This window comes from Luteolibacter sp. (assembly GCF_039920825.1).
GTDB lineage: Bacteria > Verrucomicrobiota > Verrucomicrobiia > Verrucomicrobiales > Akkermansiaceae > Luteolibacter.
In genome coordinates, this window is sequence record NZ_JBDSCX010000090.1 from 40,625 (window position 1) to 55,306 (window position 14,682).

11 protein-coding genes are annotated in these 14,682 nt (G+C 57.6%); 5 read left to right on the forward strand and 6 right to left on the reverse strand.

Annotated features, from left to right (window positions below; all coding sequences use genetic code 11):
- Nucleotides 1–43: 43 nt before the first annotated feature.
- The 6 genes from ABIQ96_RS26470 to ABIQ96_RS26495 form a co-directional block, all read right to left on the reverse strand.
- The gene (locus ABIQ96_RS26470) at nt 44–484 is read right to left on the reverse strand and encodes a hypothetical protein (protein ID WP_348217677.1); all 441 of its coding nucleotides are present in this window, start codon (nt 482–484) and stop codon (nt 44–46) included.
- Nucleotides 481–3,636, reverse strand: a complete 3,156-nt coding sequence (locus ABIQ96_RS26475; RefSeq protein WP_348217678.1) for a CusA/CzcA family heavy metal efflux RND transporter — start codon at nt 3,634–3,636, stop codon at nt 481–483. The genes ABIQ96_RS26470 and ABIQ96_RS26475 overlap by 4 nt, the downstream gene beginning before the upstream one ends.
- A 6-nt stretch (nt 3,637–3,642) precedes the next feature.
- Nucleotides 3,643–4,371, reverse strand: coding sequence for a hypothetical protein (locus tag ABIQ96_RS26480; RefSeq protein ID WP_348217679.1), 729 nt, complete (start codon nt 4,369–4,371; stop codon nt 3,643–3,645).
- Between the two features lie 4 nt (nt 4,372–4,375).
- On the reverse strand, nt 4,376–5,677 hold the full coding sequence (locus ABIQ96_RS26485; protein WP_348217680.1) for a TolC family protein: 1,302 nt from the start codon (nt 5,675–5,677) through the stop codon (nt 4,376–4,378).
- 878 nt (nt 5,678–6,555) lie between these two features.
- Entirely contained in the window at nt 6,556–6,861 is a 306-nt protein-coding gene (locus tag ABIQ96_RS26490; protein WP_348217681.1) for a HigA family addiction module antitoxin, read from the reverse strand.
- A gap of 9 nt (nt 6,862–6,870) precedes the next feature.
- Entirely contained in the window at nt 6,871–7,152 is a 282-nt protein-coding gene (locus tag ABIQ96_RS26495; RefSeq protein WP_348217682.1) for a type II toxin-antitoxin system RelE/ParE family toxin, read from the reverse strand.
- Between the two features lie 138 nt (nt 7,153–7,290).
- Between ABIQ96_RS26495 and ABIQ96_RS26500 the strand changes: the two genes are divergently transcribed.
- The 5 genes from ABIQ96_RS26500 (at nt 7,291) to ABIQ96_RS26520 (ending at nt 14,476) form a co-directional block, all read left to right on the forward strand.
- The gene (locus ABIQ96_RS26500; protein WP_348217683.1) at nt 7,291–8,367 is read left to right on the forward strand and encodes a hypothetical protein; all 1,077 of its coding nucleotides are present in this window, start codon (nt 7,291–7,293) and stop codon (nt 8,365–8,367) included.
- Nucleotides 8,368–8,373: 6 nt separating this feature from the next.
- Entirely contained in the window at nt 8,374–9,531 is a 1,158-nt protein-coding gene (locus tag ABIQ96_RS26505; protein ID WP_348217684.1) for a cytochrome c biogenesis protein ResB, read from the forward strand.
- On the forward strand, nt 9,528–11,378 hold the full coding sequence (ccsA, locus tag ABIQ96_RS26510) for a cytochrome c biogenesis protein CcsA (RefSeq protein ID WP_348217685.1): 1,851 nt from the start codon (nt 9,528–9,530) through the stop codon (nt 11,376–11,378). Before ABIQ96_RS26505 ends, ccsA begins: the two co-directional genes overlap by 4 nt.
- 333 nt (nt 11,379–11,711) lie before the next feature.
- The gene (locus tag ABIQ96_RS26515) at nt 11,712–12,278 is read left to right on the forward strand and encodes an ECF-type sigma factor (protein WP_348217686.1); all 567 of its coding nucleotides are present in this window, start codon (nt 11,712–11,714) and stop codon (nt 12,276–12,278) included.
- On the forward strand, nt 12,275–14,476 hold the full coding sequence (locus ABIQ96_RS26520; RefSeq protein WP_348217687.1) for a serine/threonine-protein kinase: 2,202 nt from the start codon (nt 12,275–12,277) through the stop codon (nt 14,474–14,476). Before ABIQ96_RS26515 ends, ABIQ96_RS26520 begins: the two co-directional genes overlap by 4 nt.
- The last annotated feature ends 206 nt before the right edge of the window (nt 14,477–14,682 follow it).

The window sequence follows — 14,682 nt, forward strand, 5'->3', positions numbered from 1 at the left end:
TCTCGTCAGCGCAGTCGCTCCGCTGCAGAGCAAACAACCTGCTTCACTCGTCACAAATGCAGGCGTATTCGGGGTTGTGGCATTTGCCACATTCACTGATGTCCATGGGGATGCGGAAGTTTTTAGGCTTGGCATCGGCAGCGGTTTTCACCTGGACGACGATGGTGTAGTGCTCGCCTTCCGGCAGCGGGGTTTTTGAAACGAGGAGATCTCCTTTTTTCTCAAACTCCATTTTCACCTTGCCGCTCGGGGCCTCGGCGGTGGCGGTGATGACCTGGGCGGCGACGGGCTGGGCTTTCATGGCGGCATCATAGAAGGCGATGCTAACGGTACGGTCTTTCTCGATGAAGAACTCGGCTTGCTGGGCATCGACTTCGAGGATGCGTCCCTTGCGGGGTCCTGCCTTGACGGTGGCGGCAGCGAATGCGCTGCTGGTGAAGGCGACGAGAAGGGCGGCGGTGAGAAGTTTGCTGATGGTTTTCATGTTTCGATGGGTGGTTGGTTTCTTGGTTTGGTTTTTCTCTCAAGCCATTCGTAGAGCAGTGGCACGACGAGCAGGGTGAGGAAAGTGGATGTCACGATGCCACCGATGACGACGGTGGCAACCGGGCGCTGGACTTCGGCCCCGGCACCGGTGGCGATGGCCATGGGAAGGAAGCCTAACGAGGCGACCAGCGCGGTCATGAGCTTGGGCCGCAGGCGGGTGAGAGTGCCTTCTACGACGGCGTCTCGCAGGGATTTCCCTTCCTCTCGTAGCTGATTGATGAAGCTGATGAGCATGATCCCATTGAGCACGGCGATGCCACTGAGGGCAATAAATCCGACGGCGGCGGAAATGGTGAACGGCATCGCCCGCAGCCATAGGGCGATGATGCCTCCGGAGACGGCGAGCGGTACGCAGAGGAAGATCAACGTGGCTTGCCGGAGGGACCGGAAACTCAGGAAGATGAGCACGAAAATCAGCCCCAAAGCGAGCGGCACGACAATCGTTAGACGAGCCTTCGCTTCCTTGAGGTTCTTGAACTGGCCGCCGAACTCGAAGTAATAGCCATCGGGAAATTTCACCTGCTGATGGATCGCCTTGGTGGCTTGCTCCACGAAGCCGGCGGTATCCCGGCCGCGGACGTTGATCATCACGGAGACACGGCGCTGGGTGTTCTCCCGTGAAATCTGGTTTACCTGTTCCACGAGTTTTACCTTGGCGATCTGACCGAGCGAGAGCAACGCACCTTCTTCGGTGCGCAGCGGCAGCCGCTCCATGGCGGGGATGTCCGCACGCCGGTCTTCCGACAGGCGCACGATGATGGGTGTGCGGCGGTTGCCCTCGATGAGCGTGCCGACGTTGGCACCGGCGAGCGCGGTTTCTATCAGGCAGTTCAGATCATCCGCATGGACGTTGAATTTCTGCATGGCATCGCGATCGGGCTGGACCTCGATCATTGGGACCTTGCCAATGGCGTCGAATTCGGTTTCCGCGCCACCCGGGATTTCGTTGAGCGCCGCACGGACTTGGCCCGCCAGGCTTTCGAGTTCGTCGTAGTCCTCGCCGTAGATCTTGCAGAGGAGGTCGGCCCGTGAACCCGCCATGATTTCGTTGAAACGCATTTGGATGGGCTGCGAGACCAGGAGGTTTTGCCCCGGCACCTGATTGAGCACGCGGGTTCTCATCAGATTTCCCAACGCCTCCTTGGTGATGGGCTTGCCGTCCACCATCCGCCAGGTTTCGCGGGGCTGGAGCATGACGTAGGTGTCGGAAACATTCGGTCCCATCGGATCGGAGGCGACTTCCGCAGTGCCGATACGGGAAAATACGTCACGGATTTCCGGGAAGTCCCGGCGGAGAATGGTCTCGGATTGTTTCTGTAATTCGACCGATGAAGAAAGCCCCGCACTGCTAGTGCGGATGAATTGGAGGGTGAAATCCCCTTCGTCGAGCTGCGGGATGAATTCCGAGCCGAGCCGGGAAAAGATCACCAGCGAAAACCCGAAAAGTGCGAACATCGGCAGGATCACCAGCCAGCGGAAGCGGAGGCCGAAGTTGAGGAGCGGCGTATAAAGTTTTTTCACCAGCGAGACGAGCCAGTTGTCCTTTTCCTGGATATTGCCTCCTAGCAGATAGGAGCAGAGGACTGGCATCAGGCTGAGGGCGAGCACGAGCGAACCGCCGAGGGCGAGCATGACCACCACGGCCATCGGGGCGAACATCTTACCCTCGATCCCTTGGAGAGCGAGGATCGGCAGATAGACGACGGTGATGATGAGGACGCCGAAGAACATCGGATTCGCGACCTCCTTGGCCGAACGCAGGACTTCGCGGGATCGCTCTTGGGGCGTCAGTTTGCGACCGAGCGCATGCTGCCTTTCGCCGAGATGGCGGACGATGTTTTCCACCATGACGACAGCGCCGTCGATGATGAGACCGAAGTCCACCGCGCCGAGACTCATGAGGTTTCCCGAGACTCCCAGGCGGATCATTCCGGTCATGGCGAAAAGCATGGAAAGCGGGATGACGAGAGCGACGATGAAGGCGGCACGGAAATTTCCCAACAGCAGAAACAGAACGGCGACGACAAGCACCGCGCCTTCGAACAGATTTCGTTCAACCGTGTGGATGGTGCGATTGACCAATTCGCTGCGGTCATAAACGGGCTTGATACTCACGCCTTCCGGGAGTTTCTCCTGGATTTCTTCCAGCTTGGTCCTAACCGACTGTGCGACGAGGCGGGTGTTTTCTCCGGCGAGCATGATCGCGGCTCCGACCAGTGCTTCCTGTCCCTCATGCGTGCTGGCTCCGGTGCGGAACGACGAACCAATGCCAACCGTGGCGACATCGCTCAGCAAAATCGGGCGGACACCCGCTCCGAATTTCAGCGGCAGCTTGGCGATTTCCTCCGCCGAGGTTACCCGTGTCGGAGCACGCACGATCAATTGCTCGCCGCCGATTTCGATGGAGCCTCCGCCGGCGTTTTTCGTGTTCTGCTCCACCATTTCCGCGAGGGCATCCAGCGAGAGTCCAGCCGCCGCGAGCTTGGCGGGATCCGGCTGGATGATGAGTTCGCGTTCGTAACCACCGCTCCGGTTGACCTCAGCCACGCCGTGGGTGCTGCGCAGAAGCGGCTTGACCGTGTATTCCTGGATCTGCCAGAGCGCCATGAGCTGCGCCTCGCGGGTGGCGGGCTTGCCTTTGGCCTCGGCGGTGTAATCGAGCGTGTAGTAGAAGATTTCTCCCAGACCGGTGGCGATGGGGGCGAGTTTGGGAGTGAGTCCGGGAGGCAATTCATCCAAGACGCCTTGAAGACGCTCGGTGACGAGTTGCCGGGTCCGATAGAGATCCACACCATCCTTGAAGGTCATCGTGATTTGCGAGAGACCGAACTTGGAAAGCGAGCGCAGTTCCACCATTTCCGGCAGACCCGCCATTTCGCTTTCTATCGGAAATGAAATCAGTTTCTCAATCTCCTCCGGCGCGAGCGCGGGCACGGCGGTGTTGATCTGGACCTGGGGATTGGTGATGTCCGGCACGGCGTCGATGGGCAGCCGCAGCATGGCCCACACTCCGACACCGATGAGAACAAGCGTGGCAAGCAACACCGCGACGCGCTGCCGCATGACCGCTTCGAGAAGATGATTCAGCATGACGTGTTAGTGTCCACAGGTGCAGGCTTTACCACCGCGAAGCACTTGCAGCTCGGCCATCCACAGCGACATGACGGGCTTGGTCACGATCTGATCGCCTGAGTATAGGCCATCGGTGATTTCCACGAATTTGTCGTTGGAAGCGCCGACCTTGACGGGGGTACGGACGTAGAAATTTCCGTTCACGGCATAGACGAATGTCCCCTCTGCGGTCTTCAAAAGCGCGGCAACGGGGACGGCGGCAACCGAACCATTGGCGGGTATGTCGATGGTTCCCTTGAAGTTGATGCTCTGGGGCAGCGGTTGGCTGATGGAAATGGTGACCTCCAGATCGCGGGCCGTGCCGAAGGGAATCTTATCAATGCTTTGGACCACGCCTTTCAATTCCGGCGCAATGCCCTCGCCTGCCAGTTTTATTTCCGTCCCAGGCTTGATGAACGCCGACTGTTGGACCGTGAGAGGCCCGTTGGCGGCTTGTGAGCCTGTGGCGGTGAAATCAAGGGTCAGTGTTGACGGCACTTCTTCCTCGGTCACCTCGGCAGTCTGAAAACCGATGGACTTCTTCATCTCTTCGGTTAGAGAGACTCCTTCGCCTTTTTTGAACTTGGCGCCGTTTTCGGGAGCTTTCTCCGCGACTTTGGCGGTGGCCGCGTCGGACTTCTGACACGACGTGCCAAGGGTGGTGATGGCACCGAGGGCCACGCACGCGAGAATAGTTAGGGATGAATTTTTCATGGCGTTACTTGTTTGAATTTTTGGCAGTGGTGGAACCGACGAGTTGTTCGAGGTCCAGTGAGGCGCGGAGAACTTCAAGGCGGCTGGCATTGATGGCTTCGGTGGCTTCGAGGTATTTATCCTGCATTTCGATGTAGGTGCTGATGGGCACGGCCCCGAGGCGGTAGTGGCGGTCGGCAAGGCTTGCCGCTTCGGCGAATGTTTGGAGGGAGTCGGGCTTCCAACCATCGAGTCTTTTCCGCTGGGTTTCAAGGATCAGCCATGCCTCGGTGATTTCGCGTTCGACATCGCGGAAGGTCGATTGCAGCGCTGCCTCGGCCTGCATCCGTCTCGCCTCGCTGGTGGTGACCGCCGCCCGACCATCGTCCCACAAGGGTAGCGGCAACGAGAGCGTTAGACCGATGACGGTTTCCTTATCTCCGGCATTCTCATGGGAAACGGATGGTCCCACGGTGAAGGTCGGGTATCGCTCGTTCTGAGTGAGCGCGACTTTCAAGCCTTGTTGTTCCAGCTCCGCCCGGCGGACGCGGATTGCGTAATTTCCTTGGGCGGCTTGACTGAGCAGCGTCACAAGTGGCGCAGGCTTCGCGCTCTCGTATTCGGTGCGTTTCACCTGCAATGGCGAATCGGCGCGACGGCCCATGAGTTGGTTGAGTTCCAGCATGGCCTTCTGCATTTCCACCGCTGCTTCGCTGGCCTTGCGCTGCACGGTGATTTCAGAGGCTTCGAGAATTTTGGTTTCCAGCAGCGGTGCGATGCCGCCCGGTTCACGCTGCACGATCACTTCCTTCACGCTGGTAATTCGATTCGCCACATCGGCGGCAGCGGCGGCGTTCTCCTGTTGGGTCGCCAGCGAGTAGCCGAGGATCTTCACCCGTGCGGCGAGAAACGCGCTGAATTGATTCAATCCAAGTTCGGCAAGTGCGATGTCACGGTCTGCAATCGCCTTTCGCAATCCAAGGCGGCCCGGCCATTCGATGGGTTGGGCCAGAGCCACGGCAAAGGCAACGCCTTCTGCCTGGGCATTGTCTCCACGCACCCGCTTTTGACCGAGATTGAGATTGAGTTCAGGATTCGATAATTTCCCTGCCACGCTGCGGTTCGATTTAGCGACAGCGATTTCGGCCTTGTAGAACTTAATTTCCGGATTGGCCGACAGCGCCTGCGTGACAAGGCCATTGATGGTGACAGCGACGGGTTCCGGTTCGGCATGGATGAGGGTGACTGTCGCCCCCAACACTGAAAGAAATGTTCCTGCAAATGGCAGGTGCCGCATCGGAGCGACTAAAGAGATTCTGGATGTCATGGAATGAGTGATGAAAACTTGGAAATTGGCGATCTTCGTGCGGACTTCGATCCTGAGATCGGGACGCGGCATACCTGTCCGGCAGCGCACGAAAAGCCAACCTAACAATAGATGGCTTCACACGGGGCTAACACCCCGGATCAAATGTTCCAGACTCCAAGCAGCGCTCGCCACTCGCCTGGCACGTCGGGGCCGCGGATTGGAACTGAAGGAACAAAAGCCTCTTTCAATTCCATCACTGGACAGGGCGGAACGCACGCGTCCAGAGCGGCCAAACAAAACGAAATTGGAAACAAAAGAAACGGCGGAGCGGGATTGGTGGCGTCCGGCAGCTTCTTTACCTCAATGCAGCAGGAATCGCCCTTTTCGGTTGAGCCACAGTCCGGGCAACATTTCACCTTACCGGTGGATGTCTCGCCGTAGGTGGCAAAACCGGCAGTGTGCACCTTCTTTTCCAAGAAGCAGGTCCGCATGGGAGCGGCTGCCGCCGGGATCATGATCCCGAAGCACAGCAAAAGAAGAGCTGCCATCACACGTTGCACTGCCCGCATCTGACGCCGGAGGTGAGAAGGGTCAAGAATATATTGCGACAGAATTTATTGCGAGGGAAGAGCGTTTTCACATGGGAATCCTCCATGGATTCGTGCGGTTGGCCGGATGGTTATCCCAAACTTGGTGTTTATTGAATGGCTGATTTGCTGCCGGAACCGCTTCCAATTACCGACCAAAAGTTAGACCCAAAATGAGCAATACTCCTACAGAGAAGAGCGTGACGCTCAGGATAAATTCCCCGATGCCGGCAGCCAATGTTCAACGACTTCCATCCTTTCTCAAAGGAGCAGAAACATTCTTCGCGACGCGACTGGCGCAATAAATGATCAAGCGGCGCATGGCTGCACTTCCTTGCGGATGGCTTCGCCTTTTTCCCGATCGGCACGCATGAATTCGTAATCGAGCTGGAGATTCATCCACATGCCGGCGGGGATACCGAAGAAGCAGCTTAGGCGAAGGTCGTATTCGGGAGTGCAGCGGCGTTTGCCCTGTTTCATCTGCGTGAGGTGGGGCGCGGGAATCCCACAACGGCGGGCGATCTCCGCCTGAGATAGTCCGGATTCTTCAAGCGTTTCGCGGAGGGTTTCAGCGAAGAAGTTGAGCAGCGGGATGAGTTGCGGTTTCTTTTTCATGGCGGTGGCTCAGTGATAGTCAGTGATTTGGACGTCGGCAGCATTGCCGTCTTTCCAGCGGAAGACGACACGCCATTGTTGATTGATGCGGATGCTCCAGAAACCCTTGAGATTTCCGGAGAGTGATTCGAGACGGTTGGAAGGTGGTTGGCGGAGTTGGTCGATGGCGATGATCCGGTGCAGTTGCCGAAGTTTCATGAGCGCCCGAGGCTGAATATCCCCGGGGAATTTCCGGGAGTATTCTCCATCGAAGACTTTTGATGTTTCCTTGCAGGTGAAGTTTTCGATCACTTGCCAATGATTATTACCATATTTGATAATAGTCTCAAGGAAGAAAATTGCAGAGGATCACCATCGAGGCTTCTCAATTCTCGACAAGGGGGTTCCAATCGCCATTGAAACCGAGGTTCTCCGTCATTTCCGAACATCATGTGCAGACTATTGCTCCTCGCCCCTCTCTCGCTTTGTGTCCTCGGCTCCTGCAAGGACAATGAGATCCGCACCTACAAGGTTGCCACGGATTCCGCATCAGGAAATTCCGCGGCAGTTCCTGCGGGGCCAATGGGTGGGGTTCCCAAGGGAGAAACAGCCCAAGACGACGCGGCTCGTTCAGGTTCGGTGGTTTGGCAGGCTGCGGCGGATTGGAAACAGGAGCAAGCGGGGCAGTTTCTCACTGCTGCTTACACGTTGCCGGGAGGCGGGCGGGTAACGATTTCGAAGCTCCCCGGTGATGGCGGAGGCCTTGCTGCGAACATCAACCGCTGGCGAGGCCAGATGGGGCTGAAGCCGCTTGCCGACAAAGAGGTGTCCGGGCAGCCGCTTAAGATCGCGGGCTCGGATGCGGAAATACTGCTCTTCAATCTCACCTCGGAAAGTTCCGCGGACGATGCCGATGGGATACTTGCGGGAGTTCTTCCGCTGAAATCGGAAACTTGGTATTTCAAATTCACCGGCCCTGTAGGTGTTCTAAAAAAATCCGGCGGGATTTTCATGGAGTTCCTGCAAACCGTCCGCAAGGGGGGCGGGGGAGCAAGCGCTTCCACGGCAAATCCGGCACCTGCTTCTAGCAGTGCGAAAAAGATCCATGTGACGCCGCCCGCGGGCTGGACACCCAGCGAGGGCAGCTCCATGCGTGCTGCGAGTTTCAGCATCGCCGGCCCGGACGGCACCTCGGCGGATGTCTCCGTCGTCCCGCTGCCCGGGGATTCCGGCAGCGTCCTGAGCAACGTCAACCGTTGGCGTTCGCAGGTCCAACTCGCGCCGCTCGATTCCGAGGACGATCCGGCTCTCGGGAAAAAGTCGGAAATACCTGCCGGAGAAATTTTCATCAGCCACATGGTCAGCGCCGAGCCTGTAATCAACGGGAAAAAAGCAGCGATCGGCTCCGCCATCCTCAAGCGCCCCGGCATGACGTGGTTCTTCAAAATTACCGGCGACGCCTCACTCGTCGAAACGAACCTTGAGAAATTCGACACCTTCGTCCGCTCTGCAACTTTTCCCGAGTAACGTCCCTTGCCAATTTTCAAGCTCCTCAGCTCCCTGCGCCTAACCGTTTCCCTGTTGGGTTTCGCGATGGTGCTGATTTTTGTCGCCACGATCACCCAGGTCGAACTGGGCATTCATGAGGTGCAGGCGAGATTTTTTCGCTCCTGGATCGCATGGTGGGATGTCATGCCCGGCGAGAAAAAGTTCTTCATCCCCATCCCCGGCGGGACGCTGCTAGGCATTCTCCTCATCATCAACCTTCTCGCCGCCCACACCGCGCGCTTCAAGCTCAGTTGGAACAAGGCCGGCATGATCGTCATCCACACGGGCATCCTGCTGATGCTGGTGGGGGAAATTTTCACCGGACTGCTAGGTCGGGAAGCCCAGATGGTCGTCAACGAAGGAGAAACGATCAACTACTCGACCTTTCCCCGCGAGGTGGAGCTCGTCGTTATCCGTCCCGACGGCGATGGCTTGGAAACCGTCACCGCGATTCCGCAGGCTCGCCTGAAAGACGGCGCGGAATTCCCGTTCGGAGGCTTTTCCGTGAAAATCCAGAGCTACTATTCCAACAGCGAGATTGTCCCGGAAGCCGACGCCACGGAGAAGTTTGATGTGACCCGTGCCACCGAAGGACTCGGAAAAGGTTACGCCGTTCGCCGCACCCCTCGCGAGACTGTTGACGATCGCCGAGATCTCACGACCGCTTTTGTCGAGGTCATCCCGGACGGAGGGAAATCCCTGGGCCGCTGGCTTCTATCAAACGCGTTCAAAGGCGACCAGCCCTTCGAAGCGGCCGGAAGACCTTGGGAAATGTCCATCCGCCCGCGCCGCCTCTATCATCCTTTTTCCATCAAGCTCCTCGACTTCAGTCACGACCGCTACCTCGGCACCAACGTTCCGAAAAACTTCTCCAGCAAGATCAGGATTCTCAATCCCGACACCGGCGAGAATCGCGAGGATCTCATCTACATGAACCATCCACTGCGTTACGGCGGACTCACTTTCTATCAGTCTGGCTTCGATAACAACGATTCGACCTCTATTTTCCAAGTCGTCCGCAACCCCGTCTGGACGCTCCCCTACATTTCCTGCGCGATGGTCGGGCTCGGCCTGCTTTGGGTGTTTTCCCAGCACCTGATGAAAGCCATCTCCCGCCGCAACAAAATCTCTCCCGCACCATGAGCACCCTCCGGAAAATCACCGCGTGGCTCATTCCCTCGCTCTGCCTTTTCTTCATCGCCACCGCCGTGTTCAAGGCCACGCGGGCATCAAAGGGTCGCGATTTCAAGAGTTTCGGCACGCTTCCCGTTGTGTCCAACGGTCGGGTCCAGCCTCTCGATTCGTTGGCGCGGAACGCACTGCTTTCGATCCACGGCAAACAAAGCGTTCCCGGCGATGACTCTCCAGCCACCCCCGCCGCATGGCTTGCGGAACTCGATTTCAACCCCGCGCTGGCCGATACCCGGAAAATTTTTCTCATCCACCACGACGACCTTCTCGGTCTAACCAAGCTCACCCGTGGTGAGGAGAAGTCCTATTCCTACGCCCAGCTCCAGCCCTCCTTTGCCGCGCTGCAACCGGAGGCAAAGCGCATCGGAGCGACCGATTCGAAAACCTGGTCGCCGTATGAAAACGCGCTGATGCTTCTCACTCGGAATCTCACCCTCTACAACCAGCTCAAGCACGCCCTCGCATTGCCAGGACAAGATCACCTCGAATCCGAGTTCAACCTTTTTCTAACTGACGTCCGCGCGGCCGTCGCTGAGATCGGGAAGCAAGACCGGGGTGAGGAGTTCAACCAGCCCGCCATTGACAGCGGCTCATCGCGCATGACGATTGTTGCCGATTGGGCGCCGATGACAGAGGTTTACACGACACCTTCCGGCAATGGAACTGACGCTTGGAAAAAGCTCCCCGACTCCTTGATGGATTCGATCGACAAGGGAACGCTTCATTCATCGACTCTCGCCTATGCCCGCATTGGGGACGCTTATCGCGCCGGGGATGCCACTGCTTTCAACTCGGCCATCAAAGACTATCGAGCCTGGCTGTTGGAGAATCGCCCGGACAATTTGAAGAAAGCCTCTGCGGAAAGTCTCTTCAACTCGATCGCGCCCTTTTACCTCTGCATGGTTCTCTACGTGGTTGCGTTTCTCTGCGCCATTGTTTCCTGGCTCTGGCTGGGCACCACGCTCCGGCAAGCCGCCTTCCGCGTCCTGCTCATCGGCCTAGCATTTCACACCCTGGGCCTCGTCACCCGCATGATGTTGGAAGGCCGCCCGCCCGTCACCAACCTCTACTCCTCCGCGATTTTCATCGGTTGGGGAGCGATCATTCTCAGCACCTTCATCGAGCTCTTCTATCGGAATGCGATCGGCATCGTGGTTGCTTCGGTGCTTGGCTTCACGACCCTGCTCATCGCCCATCATTTGTCTCTATCAGGTGATACCTTGGAAATGATGCGCGCGGTGCTTGATACGAATTTCTGGCTGGCCACCCACGTCGTCGTCATCACCCTCGGCTACGCGTCCACCTTCCTCGCCGGCACCATCGCCATTGTCTATCTGCTCCGCCGCGCTTTCGGGAACATTCCGAAATCCACCGCCGCCTCGCTGCGCGGCATGGTGTATGGCGTGATCTGTTTTGCGACCCTCGCCAGCTTCGTGGGCACCGTCCTCGGCGGCATCTGGGCCGACCAGTCCTGGGGCCGCTTCTGGGGCTGGGACCCCAAGGAAAACGGCGCGCTGCTCATCGTCATCTGGAACGCCATCATCCTCCACGCACGCTGGGGTGGCATGATTCGGGAGCGAGGGATGATGGTCATGGCGGTGTTTGGGAATATCGTCACCAGTTGGTCCTGGTTCGGCACCAACATGCTCGGCATCGGCCTTCATTCCTATGGCTTCACCGACGCGGCATTTCTCTGGCTCAGCGCGTTCATGATCAGCCAGGTTCTCATCATGGCGCTCGGCCTGATCCGCGAACGCGGTCCGAAGATACCTTGTGACTCGGTGGAAATGTCCGTCTGAGGATGGCTTCAACAACCTCCCGATTGGATGGGATCACAAAGTTTTCGAAGTTTTCTGGCGGGGGGGATCCCGGAAAACCGCAATAGAATGTGCTCACCGAAGATTTTTCAGGAGATCTTTGAGCGACACAAAACCCAACCGATCAATGAATTTAACGTCCTTTTGTCGAGAGTGAGATTTCCCAGGGAAATAGCAAGGGGGCGCCCATTATTGGGTTTGGGTGGCCCCTTGCTAGCTGGGGAAGGGGATTGCCGGGATTTGGGATTGGGTGTCTTTTTGTGCAAGCAGCAATCAACTTGCGGGAGTAACGAGCTTTGAATATTTTTCCCGAAAATGGATAACGAGACTCCGGACACCGATCCCGACACGGCAGGATTTGCTTCGGACGAGTTGCTGCCGATCATCTACAAGGAACTGCGCAGCTTGGCGGCCCACCGCTTGAAAAACGAGGCGGGCTACCAGACGCTCCAACCGACCGCGTTGGTTCACGAGGCGTGGACGAGAGTGGCCGGCAGCGAGAACACCCTATGGAAAAACCAAGCTCATTTTTTCGGAGCCGCGGCGGTGGCCATGCGGCGTATCCTGGTGGAGCGCGCCCGAAGCAAGGCTACCGTAAAACGGATGGCACCCGTGGATGTGACGACGTTTGAGCACAACTGGATTGAGAATGACGATCATATCATCATGATCCATGAATGCCTCACGATCCTTGAAAAGACCGATCCGGAGTCGGCCAAGGTCGTGCTGCTGAAATTCTATGGAGGACTCAGCAGCGAGGAGATCGGCCGTTTCACCGGCCTCAGTCTCCGCTCCGTGGAGCGACAGTGGATGTTCGCCAAAGCGAAGCTCTATCGGATCATTCTGGCTCAAGAGGAATCCCGCACCCGCGGCGACTCATGAAAAACACGGAGTCATCGAGGGAGATCGAGAGTGCGATTTTGGAGGTCGCTCTGTCGCTGGATGAGGGCGAGACGCGCGAGGAGTTTCTCCAGCGCACCTTCCGCAGCGATCCGGCGGGCTTGGAGGAAATGAGGAAACTCGTGGAGGTTTCACGCGGCGCGGCCTCGTTCTTTCTTGAAGCGCGCGAGCGGCGGGCGCGGATGGCATCTGATCTGGTTTCGGAAATGACGCCGCAGCCTGCCGGCGAACCGTTTCCCGATGCTGATCTCGAAGGTCCCGGTGCCAGATTGGGCCGCTACCGATTGATCATGCGAATCGGTGAAGGCGGCGGCGGTGTCGTGTATGAAGCCGAGCAGGAGGAGCCGATCCACCGGCGCGTGGCGGTGAAAATCGTCCGGTTGGGAATGAATACCGAGAGCGTGATTGCGAGATTCGAAATCGAGCGACAGGCCCTTGCGCTGATGGATCATCCGAATATCGCCAGGGTTCTTGATGCCGGTTCCACTGCCTCCGGGCGTCCCTATTTTGTGATGGAACTGGTGACCGGTGAGAAGATCACCACCTACTGCAATCGCAAAAAACTGGGCAATGTGCAGCGCCTGCGTCTTTTCGTCCAGGTTTGCCAAGCCATTCAGCATGCGCACCAGAAGGGAATCATTCACCGCGACATCAAGCCTTCTAACGTTCTGGTGAGCGAGCAGGACGGGATCGACGTGCCGAAGGTAATTGATTTCGGAATCGCAAAGGCGATCAATCCCCAAACTTTCGATCATGCTGTTTTAACTTCTCACGATCAGTTGTTCGGCACTCCTGCCTACATGAGTCCGGAGCAAATCGATTTGGCAGGCCTCGACGTCGACACCCGCAGCGATATCTACAGCCTAGGTGTCTTGCTTTACGAGTTACTTACCTCGCACACACCGTTTGATAGGGAGGAACTCGCTTCCTACGGCATTTCAAAAATCCGCCACACCCTGCTGAATACCGAGGCACCAAGACCCTCGATCACGCTTGGCAAAGTGGAGAAGTCAACCCTGCACGAGGTGGCGGAGGAGAGGAAAGCGGGACCCGCGCAACTCATTAACTCCATCCGCGGGGATCTCGACTGGATCGTCATGAAGGCGATGGAAAAGGACCGCGCGCGCCGCTATCAGACAGTGAACGGCCTGGCTCTCGACGTGCTGGGATTTCTGGCGCATCAGCCGGTCACGGCCCGTCCGCCGGGCAGTCTCTATCTGTTGGGTAAATTTATCCGGCGCAACCGTCTGGCGGTCAGCGCGGGCGTTTCGCTCACCGTGTTACTCATGGCTGGCCTGGTCATATCTACGATGCTTTACAGGCGCGAGCGGCAGGCGCGGAGGGAAGCACAAGTATCGAGGAGCGAGGAAAATCGCCTTCACCTTAATGCCGATGCCCGAGCGAACGTGGCACGTGTGGCTTTTCTCCTCGATCAGGGACGGATCGACGAAGCAGACGCACTCCGCCAGAAGTATCCTCTTTCGTCCATCGAGCCTTCGTTAGAAGCAGCCGTTGTTTTTCGGTCTTTGGGCGACTGGAACGCCACCCACGGCCGCTGGGATCAGGCGATCCAATGTTTCAGGTTGTTAATGCAGGCCAATCGATTGGATGATCCTTCCAGAATTCTCCAAGGTTCGGATCTGATAGCAATCGGTGCCGCCCTGAGTCACTATCAGGAACGTGATTATCTGGAATTCCGGAGTGAGGTGAAGGATTATTATTTGGTCCCTCGCAATTCGTTGCAGGCGGAGCATCTGTTAAAAGCGTCTCTGCTTAGTCCGGCTGACGCCGATTTCCTGCAACGCTTGCAGAATTCGGTGGAAGTGATGGGGCCTCCCTTGAGAGCGCCGCTTCCCTCGTGGGCGGGGCTCGCGTTGGGCCTGTACGAATATCGGTGCGGTCGTAACGAGTCCGTGTTGGAGGCTTGTACGACCGGTCTTGCCGATCGGGGAATCAAGAATTCCTGCCGCGCTTCCATCTTGTGCCTCTCGTCGATGGCATATTCGCGGCAGGGGCTGGGGAGTAAGGCGAAGTCGGCGCTGGATGATGCCAGAAAACTGATCGAGGAATCCGCAGGGAACGATTCCGTGGGAGGGAGCTCGATCCCGGCCTACTGGTTCGATTGGTTGATTGCCGGATTGCTCTCAAGGGAGGCAGGGCAGGAAATGGAGAAAAATTGATGACGGACAAGTGGTTCCGGCTGCGCGGGGCCAGGAAGAAAATGTCGTGTTGAAGTGAAGATGCCTACCGGGGACAATGGGATTTTCTGAAATTTTTGGCGGGGATTTCCTTCCTGATACGCATTGACAGGTAACCCATTGAATCGAGCTGTCAGCAATCGTACCCGGATTCTCCCGGAAAACGGTGCCTGCGCGGATTCCCGGGC